We start from the raw sequence: 22315 nt of genomic DNA, 5'->3' as shown, positions 1-22315 counted from the left end.
CGCGCCGCGTCGCAAGCCGCACCACTAGGCCAAGGGCGAAACTGTGAACAAAGCCCCTTGCGGCGGGCACAAAAGTGCGAAAGCCCCGGCGAGTCGGGGACTCGCCGGGGCTTAGAAAAAGAAGACAGCGCCGCAGCGCGCGGCTCACTCGGGCTCGATGCCCGCCGCACGGATCACGCGGCCCCACTTCTGCGATTCGGCGGCCTGGAACTGCGCGAGCGCCTCGGGCGTGCCGGTGGCGGCCTCGCCGCTGGAGATGGCCTGGTAGGCGACGATGGCGGGCGAGGCCGACACCTTGATCAGCATCTCGTTGAGCTTGCGTGTGACGGCCGCGGGCGCGCCCGGCGGCAGGTAGACCGCCGTCCAGTACGACATGTCGTAGCCCTTCACGCCGGCCTCGGCCACGGTCGGCAGCGCAGGCACGGCAGCCAGGCGCTTGTCGCCGCTCACGGCCAGCGCGCGCAGCTTGCCGCTCTTGACGTGCGGCAACGCGGTGGGCGCGTCGGCGAACATGAAGTCGACCTGCCCGCCCAGCAAATCGGTGATGGCCATCGGGTTGCTCTTGTAGGGCACGTTCACCATGTCGATGCCCGCCATCTGCTTGAGCAGTTCGCTCGCCACGCGGCTGGACGAACTGCCGCTGCCGAAGTTGAGCTTGCCCGGCGACTTCTTCGCCGCCGCCACGAGGTCGGCCACGGACTTGATCGGCGACTCGGCGCCCACCAGCAGCAGCATGTGGCCCTTGGACAGCAGGCCGACCGGCGTGAAGTCTTTCACCGGGTCGTAGGGCAGCTTCTTGTACAGGTGCTCGTTGGCAGCGTGCGTGGTGTTGGTGGTCATGAGCAGCGTGTAGCCGTCGGGCGCGGCCTTGGCGACGTACTGCGCGGCCAGGAAGCCGCTGGCGCCGGCGCGGTTTTCCACGATCACCGGCACCTTGTATTCGACGGTCAGCGCCTGCGCGAAGCTGCGCGCCTGCTGGTCGGTGCCGCTGCCGGCCGCGAAGGGCACGACGACGGTGAGCGGCTTGGCGGGGTAGTCCTGCGCGTGGGCAGGTGCTGCCGCGGCTGCAGCCGCGAAGGCCAGGACCGCGCCGAGGCGGAAGATGGAAGTGCGCATGAAGATGTCTCCGGTGGTCTGTCGTTTTTAGAAAAGGAAATCGGTGCGGTCGCTCAAGCGCTGTCGCGCTGCGGCACCGGCGGCGCACCGAGCGCCGCGTTGTGCTCGCCCAGCCGGGGCGCGACCGCGCGGTGCGCGGGCCGCACGCCGTCGATGGACATCGGCAGCGCCGTGAGGCGGAAGTCTTCGCCCGGCACCGGCTGCAGCATGCCCAGTGCCTCCACCTGCGGATGCGCGACGGCCTCGGGCACGGTATGCACCGGCGCGCAGGGCACGCCGGCGGCGGTGAAGCGCGCCATCCAGTCGGCGCGGGTGCGCGCGCGCAGCAGCGGGCCGATCTGTTCGAACAGCGCGGCCTTGTGCTGCAGCCGCTGGCGGTTGCCGGCAAAGCGCGCGTCGGTGGTCCAGTCGTCGCGCCCGAGTTCGTGCGCAAACTTGGCGAAGAGCCGGTCGTTGCCGCAGCAGATCAGAAGCGGCGCATCGGCGGTGTCGAAAGATTCGTAAGGCACGAAGCCCGGATGGCCCGAGCGGTGGCGATCAGGCAGCCGGCCTTCGTTGACATAGGCATCGGCCTTCTGCCCGGTCCAGACCAGCGCGGTCTCGAGCAGCGAGGTGCTCACCACGCCGCCCCGGCCCGTGAGATGGCGACGCTGCAGCAGCGCCAGCGCGCCGATCACGGCCCACATGCCGGTGCCCTGGTCGCAGACCGAGGCGCCGGTGCGCATCGGCGGATCGTCGGGCCCGCCGTTGATGCTCGACAGCCCGCTGAAGGCCTGGATCAGCGGCTCGTAGCCCGGCTGCATGCGCAGCGGACCGGTGTGGCCGAAGGCCGAGATCTCGCAGTAGATGAGCCGCGGATGCCGCGCGCACAGCGAGGGGCCGTCGATGCCCATCGACTGCGTGACGCCCGGGCGCAGGTTGTGGATGAGGATGTCGGCGCCGGCCGCGAGCGTCTCGAAAGCCGCCATGCCTTCCTCGCTCTTCAGGTCGATGGCGACCGAGCGCTTGCCGCGGTTGAACACGTGGAAGTTGAGCGCGTCGCCGTGGCGGAATGCCGGGCCCATGTGGCGTGCGTCGTCGCCGCCTTCGATGCGTTCGAGCTTCACCACGTCGGCGCCGAGGTCGGCCAGGATCGCGCCCGCGAACGGCCCCGCCAGCACCTGCCCGAGTTCGAGCACCCGGATGCCTTCCAGAATTTTGGTGTCCATGTCACGGGGGCTCGTGGGCCCCTTGTCTCCATTGTCTTGAAGGCGTCAGTCTGGGCGCCGCGCATTGATCTGTGAAGAACAATATTCCTATATCTGTGATAACTTGGATGGATCAATCCACAGCTAATCCGGGGAGCCGCTTTCGTGCGAGTCGACATCACGCTGCAGCAGCTCGAGGCCTTCGTCGAAGTGGCGAAGACCACCAACTTCCGCGCGGCCGCGCAGGCCTTGCATGTGTCGCAGCCGGCGCTGAGCCGCACGGTGCGCATCGTCGAAGACCTGGTGGGCGCGCGCCTGTTCGACCGCGACACGCGGCATGTGGAGCTCACGCCGGCCGGACGCGAGCTGCTGCCGATTGCGCTGCGCATCCTGGAGAACTTCAACAGCTCGTTCAGCGAGCTGTCGCAGTTTCTTGAAGGCCGCAGCGGGCACCTGACCATCGCGGCGCTGCCCTCGACCGGCGTGGCGCTGCTGCCCGGTGCCATCGCCGAATTTCGCCAGCAGCATCCGCAGGTGGAGTTCTCGCTGATCGAAGGGCCGGCCGATGCAGTGCGCGCCGCGGTCGACGAAGGCCGCGCCGACTTCGGCCTCAGCGTGCGCCCCGGCCCGCACGAGCCCCTGCTCTACCGGCACCTGCGCGACGACCCCTTCGTGCTGCTGTGCCGGCGCGACGACCCGCTGGCCGCGCGCGCCTCGGTGTCGTGGTCGGTGTTCGCGACGCGGCCCTTCATTGCGAGCAGCTTCCAGAGCAGCATCCGGCCGATCACCGACGCCGCCTTTCTGCAGCGCGGCCTACAGGTGCAGCCTGCGCTCGAGTACCCGAGCGTGGCCGTGGCGGGTGCGCTGGTCGCGGCCGGGCTGGGGCTCACCGCCCTGCCCCGGCTCGCGCTGCAGCTGTCGCAGAACGACGAGCTGACCACCGTGCCGCTGCAGCGCCCGGTGATGTCGCGGCCCATCGGGCTGGTCACGCGCGCGGGGCGTTCGCCCTCGCCGGTCGGCCGCGCGTTCATGGACCTGCTGCACCGCCGGGAATCGTCCCCACGCTGACTTGGGCGCGCCGGCTGCGGCATCATCGACGCCATGCACAGCACGCCCCCGTATCCCCTGGTCATCGTCAAGGTCGGTGACACCCATGACGCGCTGCGCGAAGGCCGCGGCGACTTCGAGCACTGGATCGCCGACGGCCTCGGCACGCAGACCCTGCCCCTCGTCGTGGTCGACCCGCGCCGCGGCGACACGCTGCCCGCGCCCGGCCAGGTCGCGGGCGTGGTCGTCACCGGCTCGCACGCGATGGTGTCGCACCGCGAACCCTGGAGCGAAACCACGGCCGTCTGGCTGGCCGACCTGGTCGCGCGCGACACGCCCGTGCTCGGCATCTGCTACGGCCACCAGCTGCTCGCGCACGCGCTCGGCGGCGAGGCCGGCCACCATCCGCAAGGCCCGGAGGTCGGCACCGTCACTGTCACGCTCGACGCAGCTGCCGCCGGCGACGCCCTGCTGGGCGATCTGCCCGCGCAATTCCCCGCGCAGGCGATCCACTGGCAGAGCGCGCTGCGCCTGCCCGAGGGCGCCGTGCCGCTGGCCCACAGCGCGCATGAGCCTGTTCATGCCTTCCGCGTGGGCGCGCAAGCCTGGGGCCTGCAGTTCCACCCCGAGTTCGACGCCGAGACCATGGACGGCTACATCGCGCTGCTGGCCCGCGACCTCGCTGCGGACGGCCTCGATGCCGCGGCGCTGCGTGACGGCGTGCGCCCCACGGGCGCGGCGGCGGGCCTGCTCGGGCGCTTCGCACGGATCGTCGAGGCGAAGGCTCAAGCGCAGCAGCAGGGCGCCTGACACCGCCGACGGGGCGTCGGAGCGCGACTACAAAAAGCGGGCCGCGCTTGGGTTAAGGTGCGGTTCCTTTCGCAGCTTTCCCCGCCCCATGACCACGCCTTCGCCCACGCCCCGCAAGCACTTCTCGATGATCCGCGGCTTTCACCTGGCCGATGTGTTCACGCTCGGCAACGCGGCCTGCGGCGTCGGGGCGGTGTTCTTTGCGATGGCCTTCATGCGCAGCCAGTCGCTCGCCCACTTCTACTGGGCCGCGGCGCTCGCCCCGGCCGCCTTCATCTTCGACGTGCTCGACGGCCGCATCGCGCGCTGGCGCCAGACCCAATCGGCACTCGGGCGCGAGCTTGACTCGCTGGCCGACGTGATCTCGTTCGGCGTGCTCCCCGCCGCGCTCGGCTTCGCGGCCGGACTGGACGGCGGCTGGGACTGCGCGGTGCTCATCTACTTCGTCGGCTGCGGCGTGAGCCGGCTCGCCCGCTACAACGTGACGGCCGAAGCGCTCTCGGCCGGCGCCGACAAGGTGAAGTACTTCGAAGGCACACCGATCCCCACCAGCGTGGTGCTCGTGGGCGTGCTGGCCTACGCAGCCTCGAAGGGCGCCCTCGGCGCCAACCTGTGGGGCGGCGCCTGGGCGCTCGGCCCGTGGCAGCTGCACCCGCTGGTGCTGCTGTTCGCGCTCTCGGGCACGCTGATGATCAGCAAGACCCTGCGCATTCCCAAGTTCTGACGAGCCCCATCCTCCACGCACCAAGGAGACCCGCATGACGATGAAGCTGTACTTCGACCCGCACAGCCGTGCGCAGGTCGCCAAGTGGATGCTCGACGAGGCCGAGGTCGACTACGAGATCGTGCCCACGCTCATCAAGGAGGGCGCCCACAAACGCCCCGGGTTCCTGAAGATCAACCCCGCCGGCAAGCTGCCCGCGCTGGTCGACGGCCGCACGCGCATTTTCGAGAACGCGGCCATCTGCATGTACATCGCCGAGAAGTACCCCGGCAAGCGCCTGGCACCGGCCGTGGGCACGCCCGAGCGCGGGCGCTACCTGTCGCTCATGGTCTATTCGACCGCGCAGCTCGAGCCCTCGATGGGCGACAGCCTGCTGAAGATCAAGAGCAACAACAGCGCGCGCGGCTGGACCGATTTCGAGCACGCCAAGGACGCCGTCGAACGCGAACTCGGCGACGGCCCCTACCTGTTCGGCGCGCAGTTCACGGCGGCCGACGTGATGATCGGCTCGATGCTCATCTGGCACCGCGCCTTCGGCGGCCGCACGAACCGACCGAAGCTCGACGCCTACATCCACCGGCTGCAGGCGCGGCCCAAAGGCATGAAGTTCGGCTGAGGCAGGCGGCAAGGCGTGCCGCGCTGGCGACAGTGCGCGGCGGAGGTTCATCCTCTAATCGGTCCCTCTTTTTCGACCCTTTTTCCCACCACGCCCGCCCCATGACATCGAACACCCCGCGCTCCCGGTTCTCGTTGACGGCCCTCTCGCTGGGGCTGGTCGCCCTGCTCACGGCCTGCGCCAGCGCGCCGCCGCCCGGCAGCCGCAGCGTGACGGTCGAACGCACCACCTTCGGCATCGCGCACATCACGGCGCCCGACTACGAAGGCCTGGCCTACGGCACCGCCTACGCGCATGCGCAGGACAACGTCTGCCAGACCGCCGAGCACCTGCTGACCCTGCGCGGTGACCGCGCACAGTTCCTCGGCGCGCAGAACACCGGCGACTTCGGCCTGGGCCGCATGCCCAACACGCAGATCGACCTGTTCGTGCGCTATCACATGGACGATGCGGCGCTCGCCCGCGCGGCGGCCACCACCAGCGCCGACGTGAAGGCCTCGCTGCGCGGCTACGTGGCGGGCTACAACCGCTACCTGCAGGACGCGGGGCCCAATGGCCTGCCCGAGGCCTGCCGCGGCAAGCCCTGGGTGCGCCCGATGACGGCCGCCGACCTGGCGCGCGCCACCGAGCAATCGATGATCCAGGGCGGCCTGGGCGCACTGGCCGGCGCCGTGCTGGCCGCCGTGCCGCCGGCCCCGGGCACGAAGACCGGGGCGGCGCCGGTCGCGCTGCAGGAGGCCGTGGCCGAGCTCGGCCGCCACAGCTTCAACGCCAACCCCGAAGGCGGCGAGCTGGGCTCCAACGGATGGGCCTTCGGGCGCAACGCCACGCCCGACGGCCGTGGCCTGCTGCTGGGCAACCCGCATTTCCCCTGGAACGGCACCAACCGCTTCTGGCAGATGCACCTGACCATTCCCGGCCAGCTCGACGTGATGGGCGCCACCGGCGGCCTGAGCCCGGTGGTGTCGATCGGCTTCAACAAGGACGTGGCCTGGACCCACACCGTGTCGACCGGCAAGCGCTTCACGCTGTACGAACTCAAGCTCGACCCCAACGACCCGACCGTGTACTGGGTCGACGGCCAACCCCGCAAGATGGTCGCGCGCACCGTGGTGCTGCCGGCCGCCGCCACGCCGGGCGGCGCGCCGGTGCAGCACACCTTCTATGCCACCAACTGGGGCCCGGTGGTCTCGCTGCCGCGCGCCGGCCTGGGCTGGACCGCCCAGAAGGCCTACGCGATCCGCGACGCCAACACGCTCAACGTGCGCTCGGCCGAGAGCTGGATGAAGATGGGCCTGGCCCGCAACGTCGGCGAACTGCGCGCCGCCATGGGCAACCAGGGCATTCCGTGGATCAACACCCTCGCGGCCGACCGCGACGGCAACGCGATGTACGCCGACCTGTCGGTGGTGCCCGACGTGTCGGCCGAGATGCTCAAGGCCTGCGCGCCCTCGCCGGCCGCCGCCGCGCTGCTCAACGCAGCCGGCCTGCCGGTGCTCGACGGCTCGCGCAGCACCTGCGCCTGGCACCGCGACGCCAGCGCCGCCGCGCCCGGCATCATCGCGCCGGCCCGCATGCCGGTCGTGGTCACGCCGGACTGGGTGCAGAACAGCAACGACAGCTTCTGGCTCAGCAACCCCGAGACGGCGCCGATGGCGGGCGTCTCGCCACTGGTCGGCCCTGTCGGCGTGCCGCAGCGCCTGCGCACGCGCAGCGCGATCATGGAAATCCGCGGCCGTCTCGCGGGCAGCGACGGCCTGCCGGGCAACCGCATGGGCGCGGCCGAACTGCGCAGCGTGATCTTCCGCGACAGGAACCTCGCCGGCATGCTGGTGATGGACGACCTGCAAGCCGCCTGCACAGCCGCCGGTGCCGCGCTGAATGCCGACCAGGCCCTCGGCTGCCGCGTGCTCTCCGCCTGGGACCGCACCAGCAACGCCGACGCGAAGGGCGCGGTGCTGTTCCGCGAGTTCTGGCGCAAGGCCAAGGACCTGCCGAAGGTGTGGCGCGTGCCGTTCGACCCGGTACAGCCGGTGACCACGCCGACCGGCCTGGACATGGCCACGGCCGCCACGCGCGACGCGGTGTTCAAGGCGCTGGGCGACGCGGTCGGCATCGTCCGCACCGCGGGCTTCGCGGCCGACGTCGCGCTGGGCCTGCCGCAATCGCGCACCGTGCGCGGCCAGAAGATCGCGCTGCACGGCGGCGACGAATTCGAGGGCGTGCTCAACAAGCTCGAATCGCAGGGCCAGCCGCTGATCGATCCGAAGGGCTACGCCGTCAACTACGGCAGCAGCTACATGCAGGTCGTGACCTTCGACGCGCGCGGTCCGGTGGCGCAGGGCCTGCTCACCTACGGCCAGAGCAGCGACCTCGCCTCGCCGCGCGCCTACGACCAACTGCCGCTGTTCGCGGCCAAACAATGGCACCCGCTGCCGTTCCACCCGGCCGACGTGCAGGCGCAGCGCGAAGGCAAGCCGCTGCAGCTGGCGTACTGATGAACGAACCCGAGGCCCCATGCCCCCGACCACCGTCCCCTTCCCCGCCCATGCCGCCACAGGCATCGACCTGCTGAACCGCCTGGCCGCCGAGCAGCTGCTTGCGCCGGCCTGCGACCACTTCTACTTTTTGCGCCACGGCCAGACCGGCCGCAATGCGCTGCGCGTCTTCCAGGCGCCCGACGAGCCGCTGAGCGCGCTTGGCGAACAGCAGGCCGTGCAGGCGGCCGAGCTGCTGGCCGGCGAGCCGATCGGTGCGATCGTGTGCAGCGACGCGCGCCGCGCCTTCGACACCGCCCACACCGTGGCACGCGCCCTGCGCCTGGTGCCCTCCGCGCACGAGAACCTGCGCGAGCGCAACTTCGGCGCGCTCATCGGCACCTCGTCGGCGAACATCGACTGGGCCTGCGAGCCCGAAGGCGGCGAGACGCTGGCGCAGTTCGTCGACCGCAAGCGCGAAGCGCTGGCCACCGCGCTCGCTGCACAGCCCGCGCCGGTGCTGGTGGTGGCGCACGGCGGCACACTCTATGCGCTGGCCGCGCTGCTCGGTGTGGCGGTCGATGCGAGCATCTTCGGCAACGCCCAGCCGTTGCGTTTTTCACGTGCCGGCCCCACATGGGCCGTGACGCCGCTGCAACAGCGGCAAGCCGACGGCGGAGCCGCCTTGGCCTGAGTCAGGCCCCAGTTGCTCTGTACGCCGTCCCCGAAAGGAATCACCACCCACCATGGAATTCAAGGACTACTACAGCGCACTGGGCGTCGAACGCACCGCGTCCGACGACGAGGTGCGCAAGGCCTATCGCAAGCTCGCCCGCAAGTACCACCCCGACGTCAGCAAGGAGCCCGACGCCGAGCAGCGCATGCGCGACATCAACGAGGCCAAGGACGTGCTCGGCGACAAGGAGAAGCGCGCCGCCTACGATGCGCTGGCCGACCGTGTCGCGCGCGGTGGCCGGCCCGACGGCAGCTTCCAGCCGCCGCCCGACTGGGACACCGGCTACGAGTTTCACCGCGGCCCGCGCCAGGGCCCGGCCGACCACGCCGACTTCAGCGAGTTCTTCTCGTCGATGTTCGGCGACGCCGAGCGGCGCGGGGCCGCGCGGCATAACTACCGCGCACGCGGCGAAGACCACCATGCGGCCATCGAGATCACGCTCGAAGACGCGCTCAACGGCATCGAGCGCGAACTCACGCTGCGCGCCCAGACGCTCGACGCGCAGGGCCGCCCGCAGTGGGAGAACCGCACGCTCGCCGTGAAGATCCCGCCCGGTGTGCACCCCGGCCAGTTCATCCGCCTCGCGGGGCAAGGCATGCCCGGCCACGGCGGCGAGCCCGCCGGCGACCTGTACCTCGAAGTGCGCATCGCGCCGCACAAGCTGTACCGCGTGGAAGAGCGCGACCTGTACATGACGCTGCCCATCACCCCCGCCGAAGCCGCACTGGGCGCGCAGGTGGAGGTGCCGACGCCCACCGGCGGCGTGGTCGAGGTCACCGTGCCGCCCAACGCACGCGGCGGCATGAAGCTGCGGCTCAAGGGCCGCGGCTTCGCGGGCAAGACGCCCGGCGACCTGTACCTGCTGCTCGAGATCGCACTGCCGCCCGCCGACAGCGAGGCCGCACGCAACGCCTACGCGCAACTCGCGCAGGCGACCTCCTCGTTCAACCCCCGCCAGCACCTGGGAGTCTGAGCATGGCGAACTATTCTTCCGTCACCACCACCACGACGGCCATCGGCGTCTCGCACCCGCTGGCCGCGAACGAACTGGCGCACGCCTGCGGCGCCGACACCGCCTGGGTCGTGCAACTGGTCGAGGTGGGCATCGTGCAGGTCGGCACGACCGATGCACCGCCCGAGCGCTGGGAGTTTTCCAGCGCCGACCTGCAATGCGCACTCGAAGCGCGCCGGCTCGAACGCGACTTCGGCGTGGGCCTGGATGCCGCCGCGCTGATCCTCGATCTGCAGCATGAGGTGCGGCGGCTCAAGGCGGTGTTGAGCGCGCACGGCGTGGGCTGACGCGCTGCACCGCCATGCCGGCATCGCGCCGGCGCCGGCCACTACTGCATCTGCTGCAGGTTGCCGATGCGTACCAGCATCTCGGTGAACATCTGCATGTCGGCGTCGAGGTCGGGCACTTCCTTGTATTCCTTGGCGTTGTGCGCGGTGTACTTCTTGCCGGGCATCGCGGGGCCGAAGTTGATGGCGTTGGGCATCAGCTTGGCCGTGGTGCTGCCGGCGGTGGGCACGGGCTTGGCCTCGAGGCCGGTGGTGTCGCCGAAGATGTTGAGCAGGGTCGAGAGCCACGCCCCCTTCGGGTCGCGCGCCATCCAGTTGCCCTGGTCGTAGGCCAACTCGAGCTTCACCTGGCTGGCCGTGGCCCAGCCGTTCACCTTGGCCGCCACCTGCGCCTTCAGCGCGTCGGGCGTGCGGCCGCGCGGCATGCGCACATTGGCCGTCACCTCGAGCCGGCCGTCGGCGCCCATGCGCACCAGCGTGGGCGACATCGTGAGCGGGCCCATGAAGTCGTCCTGGTAGCCCAGCCCCATCTTCTCGCCGAGGTAGCCGGTGCCGTAGAGCGCGTCGATGTACTGCACGGCCCGCAGGTAGGGGTTGGCGGCCAGCGGCACGCCGGACTCTTTCAGGAACAGTGCCAGGCGCGGCACGGGGTTCACGCCCTCTTCGGGCCGCGAGCCGTGGGCCGAGGTGCCGGTGACCTTCAGCTCGACGGCTTCGGCGCCGCGCGCGATGTCGATCGCGAACTTGCCGCCCTGGCCTTCGTACTTTTGCACGAAGGCGGCCTTGGCGGCCTCGAGCTTTGCGGCCACGGCCGCGAGGTCGCCGCCCTTGAGCGTGGCGGTCGCGGTCTGCGGAATGGCGTTGGCCGACGCGGCACCGCTCATCGCGGTGATAGCCGTGGCGGCTGGGTCGGCCGCTTCCGCAGGAAAGAGCACCTTGAGCGCGCCCGAGCCCTTCTCGGCCACGACCGCGGGGTACTTGCTGTCGAGCACGATGTTGTAGGCCGGCAGCGGCGTCTTGTTGCGGTAGTACTGCATCGCGTCGCCGCCGGTTTCCTCGGTGGTCTCGATCATCAGGCGCACGCCGCGCTCCACCGGCAGGCCGCTGTCCTTCACGGCCTTCATGGCGTAGAGCACGGCGGCGATGGAGCCCTTGTCGTCGATGGTGCCGCGCCCGTAGAGGAAGTCGCCCACGCGCGTCATCGCGAAGGGATCGAGGCGCGTGCCGTCGTCGAGCACCCATTCGGACAGCACGGCCGGCACCACGTCGGCGTGCGTGAGGATGCCGAACTCTTCGCTGCCCCGGCCCTTGAGGCTCACTTCGAAGATGCGGCCGTCGACGTTGCGATAGCCGAGCCCGAAATCCTTCGCCATCTTCTCGACCAGCTGGCCGAACGCGACCATCGGCGGGCTCTCGTGCGGCGGCACCTGCACGTTGCGCACCGTGGGCAAGGCCACCATGGTGCCGATGCTGGCGATCACGGCCTGCTGGTTCTGCAGCCGGTTGTACAGGCCGAGCAGGCGCGCGATGTTGACGAGGTCATCGCCCGCCAGCGCCTTGCCGCCGGTGTAGGCCGCCACGCTGGGCTGCAGCGCGGGCTGGGCCTGCGCGGCCTGCGTCAGGAAGGCCTTGAAATCGGGCGCCGTGCGGCCGCCCTTCCAGGCCGCGGCGAGCTGGTCGAGCGCAGGCTTCTTGAGGGTCTCGGCACCGGCCGGAACAGCGATGGCGAGCGCCGCGAGGGCCAGCGAAAGCGCCGACAATGAAAAACGAAACTGCTGCATCAGGGTCACCCCCTCATTCCGAAAACATTCCCCGACGATAGCCGAGCCATGCCCCACGACGACAGCCATTCTTCGCCCCAGCGATGCGCCTGGGCCCGCACCGATCCGCTGCTGACCAGCTACCACGACGCCGAATGGGGCGTGCCCGAACGCGACAGCCGCGCGCTGTGGGAAAAGCTGATGCTCGACGGCTTCCAGGCCGGCCTGTCGTGGCTCACCATCCTGCGCAAGCGCGACGCCTTCCGCGCGGCCTTCGAGGGTTTCGTGCCCGAGACGGTGGCGCGCTTCACGCCGGCCGACGTCGAGCGCTTGATGCAAGACGCGGGCATCGTGCGCTCGCGCGCCAAGATCGAAGCGGCCATCGGCAATGCCAAGGCCTACCTTGCGATGCAGGCGGCGGGCGAAGATTTTTCCGATTTCGTCTGGGGCCTGGCGGGCGGCCAGCCGGTCGTCAACACCACGGGCACGGTGCCCACGCAAACGCCGCTGTCCGAAGCGATGTCGAAGGCGCTGAAGCAGCGCGGCTTCAAGTTCGTCGGCCCGGTGATCGTCTATGCCTGGATGCAGGCCACGGGCATCGTCGACGACCACGCGCCCGACTGCCACTGCCACCGCAGCAACCATCGCGCCTGAGCACCTGACGACCGTACAGACGTGAAAAAACCGGACGGTGCTGTCGCACGGTCCGGTTCTTTCGGGTGGTGGTCTTTCTAACCGAGGCGGCTTGCGCCACCGTCGATCACAGGCCGGCTTGACGCGTGAAGCTGCGTGCCTGCGAGGGGATCACGCTGCCAGCGAAGGATTCGCGGCGCAGGTTCTGGCCCGGGGCGTGGGCAGCTGCCACGGCTTCGTTGCGGACGGTGGCGCGGTCCACCGACGAGGCCAGCACGGGGGCCACGCTGGCCGACACGGCGTCGCTGTATTCGTTGCCGGCACGGGCGGCGGCCACGGCTTGCGGTGCCACGTCGGCACGGCTGTAGCCGGAGGTCACGGCGTGAACGCCTTCGTAGGTCTCTGCGTGGGCGGCGCCAGCGGCGGCGAGCAGGGAGAGAGCGGCGGCGGCGAGGATGTTCGAGGTCTTCATTTCAATTCCTTCTTGTGTTCAGGCTTGGGATGACCTGGAGTGTGCGCCAAATTCCTAGGGTAAACCCCAGTCATTCTGAATCGCAGTGTTCACGGAATTGAAACAATCACGGGGAACTTTCCGACATGCCGGGTCCGCGTGAAACTTTTTCGTACAAAACCCGGAGATTCTGCAAACTTTGGCGTTCTTTCGTCAAGCCTCAGGGCCGGCCCCAGGTGCGCACCAGCGTACGGATCGCGACCGCGCCGCTGCCCTTGACCTCGGCGCGGTAGCTGCCGAGCAGCGCCTCGCGCTCGGCGCCGGCCTGCGGTTCGTTGCGCCACGCGAGCAAGGCGGCCACGTCGGCGTCGGGCAGCGCCAGGAGCAGCGCCTGCGTGACCAGCTTTTCGAACTCGCGCGCCACGGTCATCAGGTTGCGCGGACGCGGCGAGGTCACGCCGCGCGACCACAGCGAATCGAGCGCCGTGTCGAGCGTGCGATCGGGCAGCGAGCTGAACTGCGCGGCATTGCCGCGTGCCAGCTGCTTGACCACCGCGCTCATGAGCAGCTGGCTCGAAAAATCGACCTCGCGCGCCTCGGCCACCGTCATGCGCGACAGCAGTTCGACGCGCGCCGGGTCGGCCGCCCGCGCGTGCTGCTGATGGAAGAAGGTCACCTTGCCGGGCTCGTCCATCGCGGCGTAGTCGGCGCGCAGCTTGGCGAAACGCGCCACGGCCTCCAGCACCGGAGGCGTCGGCGCAGCGGCGCCCTGCCCGGCCGCCGCCACGTCCTGACGGATCGCGGCCACCGAGGCGTTCACGTCGAAAGCGCGACCTGCTGCCACGTCGAGCGACTGCAACGCCTTGTCGGCGATGGCCAGGTCGGGCGGCTCCAGCAGTTCGCGCGCACCGCGCGACACGGCACCGGGGCCGTAGGCGGCCTGGTAGCGCGCCTGCACGCCCTCGAACTGGAGCAAGGTTTGCGCACGGTCCTGGGCCCACCCCGTCAAGGGGGCGAGAAGCAACGACAGCAACAAGAGGCAACGGGGCGACGACAGGCGGGGGAACAACAGCATGGCGCCATTATTGGCCCGCCGCATTCCCCGCCCTTCCCGCGTTCTCAGGCCCGCGCCAGCTCCTCGCGCAGCAGCTTCGCGGCCGCCACCATGTTCGACAGCGCCGCCTCGGTCTCGGGCCAGCCGCGGGTCTTGAGTCCGCAGTCGGGGTTGATCCAGAGGTTCTCGCCCGGCACCACCTGCGCGGCCTTGCGCATGAGGCGCACGATCTCGTCGATCGAGGGCACGCGCGGCGAATGGATGTCGTACACACCCGGGCCGATCTCGTTCGGGTAGCGAAAGCCACCCTCCCCGCCGAAGCCGCGCAGCAGCTCCATGTCCGAGCGGCTGGTCTCGATGGTGATCACGTCGGCGTCCATCGCGGCGATCTCCGGCAGGATGTCGTTGAACTCCGAGTAGCACATGTGGGTGTGGATCTGCGTCTGGTCGCGCACGCCCGAGGCGCTGATGCGAAAGGCGCGCGTGGCCGCCTTCAGGTACGCCGGCCAGCCCGCGCGGCGCAGCGGCAGGCCTTCACGGATCGCGGGCTCGTCGATCTGGATGATGCCGATGCCCGCGCCCTCGAGGTCGTTCACCTCGTCGCGGATCGCCCACGCGATCTGCTCGCAGGTGGTGGCGCGCGGCTGGTCGTCGCGCACGAAGGACCACTGCAGGATCGTGACCGGGCCGGTCAGCATGCCCTTCATCGGCAGCGTCGTGAGGCTCTGCGCGTAAGCAGTCCATTCGACCGTCATCGGCGCCGGGCGTGCCACGTCGCCGAAGATCACCGGCGGCTTCACGCAGCGCGAGCCGTACGACTGCACCCAGCCGTTGGCGGTGAAGGCGAAGCCGTCGAGCTGTTCGCCGAAGTACTCGACCATGTCGTTGCGCTCGGCCTCGCCATGCACCAGCACGTCGATGCCGAGTTCTTCCTGCTTGCGCACAGCGAGTGCGATCTCGGCGCGCATCTTCTCGCGGTAGCCGGCGGCATCGAGTTCGCCGCGCTTGAAGGCAGCGCGGGCCGCGCGGATGTCGGCGGTCTGCGGGAACGAGCCGATGGTGGTGGTCGGCAGTGCAGGCAATGCGAAGCGGGTGCGCTGCACCTGCTGGCGCTGCGGGAAAGCGGACACGCGGCGGTCGTCGCCGACCACGCTGCGCGCCAGGCGCAGCGCCACGTCGGCACGGTGCACGCGCGGGCTGGCGCGGCGCGCGGCCACAGCCGTACGCGCGGCCGTGAGTTCGGCGGCCACCGAGGCTTCGTCGCCATCGACGGCGGCGCGCAGCACGCGCAACTCATCGAGCTTCTCGATCGCAAAGGCGAGCCACGACGTCAGCTCGGCGTCGAGCTTCGTCTCGGCCGCGAGGCTGAACGGCACATGCAGCAGCGAGCACGACGGCGCGATCCACAGTTCGCCCTGGTGCTTCTCGGCCACGGGCTTCAGCTTCGCCAACGCCACATCGACGTCGGTGCGCCAGATGTTGCGGCCATCGACCACGCCGACCGACAGCACCTTGTGCGCCGGCAGCCAGTCGGCCACGCCGGTCAGCTCCTGCGGCGCGCGCACGGCATCGACGTGCAGGCCCGCCACCGGCAGCTGGCAGGCCAGGCGCAGGTTCTCGGACAGCGGCGAGAAGTACGTGGCCAGCATCAGCTTGGGCGCGCTGCGGGCCAGTTGCCAGTAGGCGCGCTCGAAGGCGTTGCGCCAGGCCTCGGGCAGGTCCAGGCCGAGGATGGGCTCGTCGATCTGCACCCATTCCACGCCCTGCTGCTTCAGGCGGTTCAGCACCTGCTCGTACACGGGCAGCAGCGCGTCGAGCAGCGAGAAGCGATCGAAGCCGGCTTCCTTTTCCTTGCCCAGGTACAGGAAGCTCAGCGGCCCGAGCAGCACGGCCTTGACCGCGTGGCCGGCCTGCTGCGCCTGCGCCACCTCGTCGAACAGGCGCGTCGATGCGAGCTTGAACTGCGTGTCGGCCTTGAACTCGGGCACGAGGTAGTGGTAGTTGGTGTCGAACCACTTGGTCATCTCGAGCGCGAAGGTGCCTTCGGCGCCGTGGCTGCAGCTGTCGTCGTGCACGTGGCCCGCTTCGTCTTCCACACCGCGCGCCATCTTGAAGTAGCGCGACAGCTCGGGCTCGTCGCCGCTGAAGCCGAAACGCGCCGGCTCGCAGCCCAGCAGCTGGATGTGGTTGGCCACGTGGTCGTAGAAAGCGAAGTCGCCCACGGTCACGAAGTCGAGCCCCGCGTCGCGCTGCGCCTGCCAGTGGCGCGCGCGCAAGGTTTCGCCGACGGCTTCGAGCGCGGCGTGGTCGGTCTCGCCGCGCCAGTGCTTCTCGAGGGCGAACTTGAGTTCCCGGTGGGCGCCCATGCGCGGAAAGCCGAGGATGTGGGTACGGGTGGTCATGCAGGTGGTCCGGTCGCTGATCTTGGAAACCGGTGATGGTCCGCGTTTGCCGCATATGATTCAAACGAAACCTTTTGCCCATTCGCTTGAATCATTTTCATGATGCAGTCCATCCTCGAAATCCGCCACCTGCGCACGCTGGCCGCGCTGCGCGACACCGGCAGCCTGGTGCGCGCGGCGCAGCTGCTCAACCTCACGCAGTCGGCGCTGTCGCACCAGATCAAGCTGCTCGAAGACCGCTACGGCGCCCAGCTGTTCGAGCGCAAGTCGGTGCCGCCGCAGTTCAGCACCACGGGGCTGCGGTTATTGCAGCTGGCCGACACCGCGCTACCACTCATCGAAGAGGCCGAGCGCGACGTGGCGCGGCTCGCGTTGGGCCGCAGCGGGCAACTGCGCATCGTGGTGGAGTGCCACACCTGCTTCGACTGGCTGATGCCCGCGATGGACGCCTTTCGCCAACGCTGGCCCGAGATCGAGCTGGACATCGTCTCGGGCTTCCACCCCGACCCGATCGCGCTCGTGATGCAGAACCGCGCCGAAGTGGCGATCGTGTCCGAGGAAGACCCCGATGAAACGGTCGACTACCACGCGCTGTTCCGCTTCGAGATCGTCGCGCTGCTGGCCAACGACCACACGCTGACGGCCAGGCCGCACCTCACAGCACGCCACTTCGCCGACCAGACGCTCATCACCTACCCCGTGCCCGACGAGATGCTCGACATCGTGCGGCAGGTGCTGGCGCCCGCCGGCGTCGAGCCCGCGCACCGGCGCACGACCGAGCTCACGGTGGCGATGCTGCAGCTGGTGGCGAGCGGGCGCGGCGTGGCAACGCTGCCGCTGTGGGCGGTGCAGAATTACCTCGACCGCGGCTACGTCACGGCGCGCCGCGTGGGCGCCAAGGGCCTGACGGGGCGGCTCTACATGGCCTGCACGCAGGCAACGTCCGCGCGGCCCTGGCTGGACGACTTCGTGCGCGTCACGCGCGAGACATGCTTCAAAAGCCTGCCGGGGATCGAATTGCTGTGAACCCGAGGGCGGGAGGATCACGTCCGAATCCGGCCAGTGCGTGGTGGTGTACGGCCTGAAGATCGACCACCACCACGGATCGCCCCATGACCTCTCCGAAGACGCTCGACGCCCCCGCCATTCCGCGCCCCCGCTTCTTCCACGGCTGGCTCGTGGTCGCCGGCGCCTTCGCCGTGATGTTCGTGGGCTTCGGCTGCGCCTACACCTTCAGCGCGTTCCTCGATGCGCTGCAGCGCGACTTCGGCGCCTCGCGCGGCGAGGTCTCTCTGGTGTTCTCCCTCGCGGGCTTTCTCTACTTCGGGCTCGGCGTGTTCAGCGGCCCGCTTGCCGACCGCTGGGGCGCGCGGCGGCTGGCGGTCGCGGGCATGGTGCTGGTCGGCCTCGGGCTGGCGCTCGCGAGCCAGGCGCGCAGCCTGACGCAGATCTTCTGGGCGTACGGGCTCGGTGTCGGCCTCGGCGTGGGCGCCTCGTACGTGCCGGTGCTGGGCGCGGTGCAGCGCTGGTTCGTGCGCCAGCGCGGCTTTGCTTCGGGGCTCGCCGTGAGCGGCATCGGCGTGGGCACGCTGGCGATGCCGCCGCTGGCCTCGTGGCTCATCGACACGCTGGGCTGGCGCGACGCCTACCTGGCACTCGGCGTGCTCGCGGCCGTGGTGGGCGTGGGCCTGGCGCTGCTGGTCGAGAACGATCCGCGCGCACGCGGCCTCGGCCCTGACGGCGATCCGCCGAAGGCGCAGGCCTCCACCGCGTTGCCGCCCGGCGCCTCGGTGCGCGAGGCCATCGGCTCGGGCCGTTTCGCCGGGCTGTACGCAGCCTGCCTCATCAGCTCCTTCGGCTTGTTCGTGCCCTTCGTGCACCTGGTGCCCTATGCGGTCGACCACGGTGTGGCCGCGTCGTCGGCGGTGCTGCTGCTCGGCGCGATCGGCGTCGGCAGCACGGCGGGCCGCTTCTTCCTCGGCGGGCTGGCCGACCGCATGGGCCGGCACTATGCGCTGCCGCTGATGTCGGCGGGCATGGCGCTGTCGCTGGTGGTGTGGGCCGTGTCGGGCGGGTTCTGGGGGTTGGCCCTGTTCGCCTTTGCCTACGGCGTGTTCTACGGCGGCTTCGTGGCGCTGCTGCCCGCGCTGGTGATGGACTGGTTCGGCGGTCGCCACATCGGCGCGATCATCGGCATCCTGTACACCAGCGTGGCGATCGGCACGCTGATCGGGCCGAGCGCCGCGGGCTTCGCCTTCGACCTCACGCGCAGCTACCTGCTGCCGATCCTCGTGGCGATTGGCGCCAACCTCGTTGCGGCCGGCCTGCTGCTCGCGATGGCGCGGCGCGGCCGGCGCGCCGCTCAGCCGGCCTTCTGAACCAGCTTCAGCACGCTCGAGAAATCGAGCGCGCCGTGGCCCGCGAGGCTGTGCGCCGCATACAGGCTGCGCGCCAGGCCGCCCAGCGGCGTGGAAGCACGCACTGCGCTCGCGTTTTCCTGGGCCAGCCCCAGGTCCTTGAGCATCAGGTCGGTGCCGAAACCGCCCGCGTAGTTCTTCGAGGCGGGCGACGTCTCCATCACGCCCGGCATCGGGTTGTACTTCTCGAGCGCCCAGTTGCCGCCCGAACTGCGGCGCATGATTTCCGACAGCACCTTCGGGTCGAGCCCGTTGGCCACGCCCAGCGCGAGCGCTTCCGAGGTGCCGATCATCAAAATGCCGAGCAGCATGTTGTTGCAGATCTTGGCGGTCTGGCCCGCACCGGCTGCGCCGGCGTGGAAGATGTTGGCGCCCATCTTCTCGAGCACCGGGCGCGCGCGCTCCAGGTCTGCCGTTTCGCCACCGACCATGAAGGTCAGCGTGCCGGCAATGGCGCCACCGGTGCCGCCCGACACGGGCGCATCGATCATCGCGACGCCCTTGGCTGCGGCGGCCTCGGCCACCTTGCGCGACGTGGCCGCTGCGATGGTGCTGCTGTCGATCACCAGCGTGCCGGCCTGGATGCTGTCAAGCAGACCGGGCTTGCCGGCGCCGCCAAGGAACAGGCCCTCGACGTGTGCGCTGGCGGGCAGCATGCTGATGACGACTTCGGCACCAGCCACTGTCTCGGCGGCCGACTTGGCGATTGGCAGGCCTTCGGCGCCGAACTTCTTGCAGGCGTCGGCCGAGAGGTCGAAGGCGCTGAGCGTGTGGCCGGCCTTGTGCAGGTTCAGGGCCATCGGGCCGCCCATGTTGCCCAGGCCGATGAATGCGATCTTCATGTGTCTTGTCTCCGTTGTTCTGTGCAGGGAATAGGTCGGGTCAGGTCAGACCAGCGACGCCAGCTCGGCCGGCATCTCGCCACGCGGGCGCAGGTGGTCGTCGACGAAAGCGGGCGTGATCTCTTCGAGCGTGGCGGGGTTCCAGCGCGGGTTGCGGTCCTTGTCGACCAACACGGCGCGGATGCCTTCGGCGAAATCCTTGTTCGCGCAGAAGCCCAGCGAAGCCCAGTACTCGAGGCGGAACACCTCGGCCAGCGACATGCGCGGCACGCGCTGCCAGAGCTCAAAGCTCAGCGCGATGGAACTCGGTGCGCCCTTGGCGAAAGTCTTCGATGCGGTCTGCAGCCACGCGTCGTCGCTCTGCACGTCGCGCAGGCGCTTCGCGATGTCGAGCAGGTCGTCACCGGCCATCAGCGCGTTGATGGTGTCGTAGTGCTCGCGCACCTTCGACGCGGGCATCTCGGTGCCCTCGCCCGCCTTGGCGAGGATGCGCGACAGCGTGGCGCGGTCGGCCCGCGCGTCACCGCCGGCCCACTGCGTGGACGCGATGGCCGCGAGCACGTCGGCCTTGCGCTCCTGCGGCACCAGCACGTCGGCCAGGCCGCAGAAGATGGTGTCGTGCGCGTTGATGTTGGCGGCCGTGAGCGCCAGGAACAGGCCCGTGCGACCCGGCGTGCGGCGCAGGAACCAGCTGCCGCCCACGTCGGGGTACAGGCCGATGTTGATCTCGGGCATGGCGATACGGCTTTGCAGCGTCATCACGCGGTGCGAGGCGCCCGCCAGCAGGCCCACGCCGCCACCCATCACGATGCCGTGGCCCCAGCACAGGAAGGGCTTGGGGAAGGTGTGGATCAGGTGGTCGAGCTCGTACTCTTCGCGGAAGAAGTCTTCGGCGTAGGTGTTGCGTTCGGGGCCGCAGTCGAGCAGCGTCTGGTAGAGCTGGCGCAGGTCGCCGCCGGCGCAGAAGGCTTTTTCGCCCGCCGCGTCGAGCAGCACGCCGACGATGCCGGCATCGGCCGCCCACTCGCGCAGCTTGGGCGTGAGCAGGCGCACCATGTCCACGGACAGCGCGTTGAGCGAAGCCGGCGCATTGAGCGTGGCCACGGCAAAACGCTGGCCGCCGGCGGTCTTGATTTCGTTGAAGAGAACTACGTTGTCGGTCATTGTTTTCAGGTCCTGGAAAGCGGGTTCACGGCGCGTTCAGCGGATATCGCTGTCGCCTTCCAGCAATTTTCGCGCAACGATGACGCGCATGATTTCGTTGGTGCCTTCAAGAATCTGGTGCACGCGCGTGTCGCGCACCAGACGCTCGAGCGGGAACTCGCTCAGGTAGCCGTAGCCGCCGTGCAGTTGCAGCGCGTCGTTGCAGACGTTGAAGCCCGCATCGGTCGCGAAGCGCTTGGCCATGGCGCAATAGGTGCTCGCGTCCACATGGCCCGCATCGAGCTTGCTGGCGGCCAGCCGCACCATCTGCCGCGCAGCGACCAACTCGGTCGCCATGTCGGCCAGCTTGAACTGCAGCGCCTGGAAGCTCGCGATCGGTTTGCCGAACTGCTGGCGCTCGTGCAGGTAGCGGCGCGCCGCGTCGAGCGCGCCCTGCGCCGCGCCCACCGAGCAGGTCGCGATGTTGATGCGTCCGCCGTCCAGGCCCTTCATGGCGATGCGAAAGCCCTCGCCTTCCTTGCCCAGCAGGTTCTGCGCGGGCACGCGCACGTTGTCGAAGTTGATGGTGCGCGTGGGCTGGCTGTTCCAGCCCATCTTGTGCTCCTTCTTGCCGTAGCTCACGCCCGGTGCGTCGGCCGGCACCGCGAAGGCCGAGATGCCGCTGGCACCCGCGCCGCCCGTGCGCGCCATGAGCACCAGCACGTCGGTCGAGCCGGCGCCGGAGATGAAGGCCTTGTTGCCATTGATGACGTACTCGGCACCTTGCAGCTCGGCGCGCGTCTTCAGCGAACCCGCGTCGGAGCCTGCGCCCGGTTCGGTCAGGCAGTACGACGCCAGCTTGCGCCCGCTCGTGAGGTCTTCGCCCCACTGCTGTGCCACCGCGTCGGTGGCCCAGGTGCCGAGCATCCACGTCGCCATGTTGTGGATCGTGATGAAGGCCGTGGTCGAGGGATCGACCGCGGCCATTTCCTCGAACACCAGCGCCGAGTCGAGCCGCGGCAGGCCGAGGCCGCCGATGCGCTCAGGCGCGTACAGGCCGCAGAAGCCCAGTTCGCCCGCCTTGGCGATGGCTTCCTTCGGAAAGATGGCTTCCGCGTCCCATTGCGCGGCGTGCGGCGCGAACTCGGCCTGTGCGAAATCGCGCGCGGTCTGCGCAAAGGCGTTCTGTTCTTCGGACAGTTCGAAATTCATTGGGAGCGACCCTTCCAGAGATCGAGCTTGGCGGTGCGTTTGCGGGTCGATTGTTCGAGGCAGCCGTAGAACTCCAGCGGCCAGATCGAGCCGCCTTCGCTGTCCTTCGCGGCGGTCTTGCACCCCGGGTCTCGGCCCTTGAGCCAGGCGCGCTGTTCGGTGCGCAAGGCCGTGCGCTGCTGCGGCGACAGCGATTTCATCACCTCGCCGTAGCGGATGTTGAGCGCTGCGTCGGCGGCGCGAAAGTCGCGCACCGCGCAGGCGTTCATCTGCTGCTGGTTGCCGTCGGGCTTGCAGTCCAGTGGACTCGCTTCGTCGGCCGCCTGCGCGCCGAAGGCGAGCAGCAGCACGGCCGATGCCGCGACAGCGCGGAGCGCGCACCTCACGCA

General features: G+C 69.6%; 21 protein-coding genes. 11 read left to right on the top strand and 10 right to left on the bottom strand.

All coding sequences use genetic code 11. The features are described from left to right. Positions 1-144: 144 nt before the first annotated feature. Together IG196_RS11865 and IG196_RS11860 are read right to left on the bottom strand one after the other, a co-directional pair. Complete coding sequence (locus IG196_RS11865) at positions 145-1116, bottom strand: Bug family tripartite tricarboxylate transporter substrate binding protein (RefSeq protein WP_192196312.1); 972 nt, start codon at positions 1114-1116, stop codon at positions 145-147. A 53-nt stretch (positions 1117-1169) separates the two neighbouring features. Next, positions 1170-2324: a CaiB/BaiF CoA transferase family protein gene (locus tag IG196_RS11860; RefSeq protein ID WP_192196311.1), complete on the bottom strand. Its 1155-nt coding sequence runs from the start codon at positions 2322-2324 to the stop codon at positions 1170-1172. 144 nt (positions 2325-2468) lie between these two features. Here IG196_RS11860 and IG196_RS11855 point away from each other — a divergent pair, with 144 nt between their 5' ends. The 8 genes from IG196_RS11855 (at position 2469) to IG196_RS11820 (ending at position 10012) form a co-directional block, all read left to right on the top strand. Then, on the top strand, positions 2469-3371 hold the full coding sequence (locus IG196_RS11855) for a LysR family transcriptional regulator (RefSeq protein ID WP_192196310.1): 903 nt from the start codon (positions 2469-2471) through the stop codon (positions 3369-3371). Between the two features lie 33 nt (positions 3372-3404). Beyond that, entirely contained in the window at positions 3405-4160 is a 756-nt protein-coding gene (locus IG196_RS11850; RefSeq protein ID WP_192196309.1) for a glutamine amidotransferase, read from the top strand. Positions 4161-4248: 88 nt separating this feature from the next. Beyond that, positions 4249-4884, top strand: coding sequence for a CDP-alcohol phosphatidyltransferase family protein (locus IG196_RS11845; RefSeq protein WP_192196308.1), 636 nt, complete (start codon positions 4249-4251; stop codon positions 4882-4884). Positions 4885-4918: 34 nt separating this feature from the next. Then, positions 4919-5500: a glutathione S-transferase family protein gene (locus IG196_RS11840; RefSeq protein ID WP_192196307.1), complete on the top strand. Its 582-nt coding sequence runs from the start codon at positions 4919-4921 to the stop codon at positions 5498-5500. A 101-nt stretch (positions 5501-5601) separates the two neighbouring features. Next, positions 5602-7998 (top strand): penicillin acylase family protein, encoded by a 2397-nt coding sequence (locus IG196_RS11835; protein WP_192196306.1) that lies wholly within the window; start codon positions 5602-5604, stop codon positions 7996-7998. A 19-nt stretch (positions 7999-8017) separates the two neighbouring features. Continuing rightward, the gene (locus IG196_RS11830; protein WP_192196305.1) at positions 8018-8671 is read left to right on the top strand and encodes a histidine phosphatase family protein; all 654 of its coding nucleotides are present in this window, start codon (positions 8018-8020) and stop codon (positions 8669-8671) included. A gap of 52 nt (positions 8672-8723) precedes the next feature. After that, positions 8724-9686, top strand: coding sequence for a DnaJ C-terminal domain-containing protein (locus IG196_RS11825; protein WP_192196304.1), 963 nt, complete (start codon positions 8724-8726; stop codon positions 9684-9686). Between the two features lie 2 nt (positions 9687-9688). Further along, the gene (locus IG196_RS11820; RefSeq protein WP_192196303.1) at positions 9689-10012 is read left to right on the top strand and encodes a chaperone modulator CbpM; all 324 of its coding nucleotides are present in this window, start codon (positions 9689-9691) and stop codon (positions 10010-10012) included. 41 nt (positions 10013-10053) lie between these two features. Here the strand turns inward: IG196_RS11820 and IG196_RS11815 are convergent, their stop codons facing one another. Next, positions 10054-11793 (bottom strand): dipeptidase, encoded by a 1740-nt coding sequence (locus tag IG196_RS11815; protein ID WP_192196302.1) that lies wholly within the window; start codon positions 11791-11793, stop codon positions 10054-10056. Positions 11794-11841: 48 nt separating this feature from the next. Between IG196_RS11815 and IG196_RS11810 the strand changes: the two genes are divergently transcribed. Next, entirely contained in the window at positions 11842-12426 is a 585-nt protein-coding gene (locus IG196_RS11810) for a DNA-3-methyladenine glycosylase I (RefSeq protein WP_192196301.1), read from the top strand. 106 nt (positions 12427-12532) lie between these two features. Here the strand turns inward: IG196_RS11810 and IG196_RS11805 are convergent, their stop codons facing one another. The 3 genes from IG196_RS11805 to metE all read right to left on the bottom strand — a co-directional run bounded on the left by IG196_RS11805 (position 12533) and on the right by metE (position 16312). Further along, positions 12533-12877: a hypothetical protein gene (locus IG196_RS11805; protein WP_056573774.1), complete on the bottom strand. Its 345-nt coding sequence runs from the start codon at positions 12875-12877 to the stop codon at positions 12533-12535. Between the two features lie 199 nt (positions 12878-13076). Further along, a complete protein-coding gene (locus IG196_RS11800) occupies positions 13077-13832 on the bottom strand; it encodes a hypothetical protein (protein WP_225617011.1) in 756 nt (251 codons plus the stop codon). Positions 13833-13975: 143 nt separating this feature from the next. Further along, positions 13976-16312 carry a 5-methyltetrahydropteroyltriglutamate--homocysteine S-methyltransferase gene (metE, locus tag IG196_RS11795; RefSeq protein WP_192196299.1) on the bottom strand — a complete coding sequence of 779 codons (2337 nt, stop codon included), beginning with the start codon at positions 16310-16312 and terminating at the stop codon, positions 13976-13978. Positions 16313-16411: 99 nt separating this feature from the next. Here metE and IG196_RS11790 point away from each other — a divergent pair, with 99 nt between their 5' ends. Then, positions 16412-17338, top strand: coding sequence for a LysR family transcriptional regulator (locus tag IG196_RS11790; RefSeq protein WP_192196298.1), 927 nt, complete (start codon positions 16412-16414; stop codon positions 17336-17338). Positions 17339-17424: 86 nt separating this feature from the next. After that, positions 17425-18690 carry an MFS transporter gene (locus IG196_RS11785; RefSeq protein WP_192196297.1) on the top strand — a complete coding sequence of 422 codons (1266 nt, stop codon included), beginning with the start codon at positions 17425-17427 and terminating at the stop codon, positions 18688-18690. On the opposite strand, the gene mmsB is transcribed toward IG196_RS11785, so the two are convergent. The 4 genes from mmsB to IG196_RS11765 are packed head-to-tail and all read right to left on the bottom strand — an operon-like array spanning position 18675 to position 22312. Further along, positions 18675-19571 carry a 3-hydroxyisobutyrate dehydrogenase gene (mmsB, locus tag IG196_RS11780; protein ID WP_192196296.1) on the bottom strand — a complete coding sequence of 299 codons (897 nt, stop codon included), beginning with the start codon at positions 19569-19571 and terminating at the stop codon, positions 18675-18677. The two genes, IG196_RS11785 and mmsB, sit on opposite strands and share 16 nt — an antisense overlap. A gap of 45 nt (positions 19572-19616) precedes the next feature. After that, complete coding sequence (locus IG196_RS11775; RefSeq protein WP_192196295.1) at positions 19617-20735, bottom strand: enoyl-CoA hydratase/isomerase family protein; 1119 nt, start codon at positions 20733-20735, stop codon at positions 19617-19619. 36 nt (positions 20736-20771) lie between these two features. After that, a complete protein-coding gene (locus tag IG196_RS11770) occupies positions 20772-21926 on the bottom strand; it encodes an acyl-CoA dehydrogenase family protein (RefSeq protein ID WP_099796512.1) in 1155 nt (384 codons plus the stop codon). Further along, a complete protein-coding gene (locus tag IG196_RS11765; protein WP_192196294.1) occupies positions 21923-22312 on the bottom strand; it encodes a lysozyme inhibitor LprI family protein in 390 nt (129 codons plus the stop codon). Before IG196_RS11765 ends, IG196_RS11770 begins: the two co-directional genes overlap by 4 nt. Between the last annotated feature and the right edge of the window lie 3 nt (positions 22313-22315).

The organism is Variovorax sp. 38R (assembly GCF_014843395.1).
Taxonomy (GTDB): domain Bacteria; phylum Pseudomonadota; class Gammaproteobacteria; order Burkholderiales; family Burkholderiaceae_C; genus Variovorax; species Variovorax paradoxus_H.
This window is presented reverse-complemented; position numbering and strand designations above follow the sequence as displayed.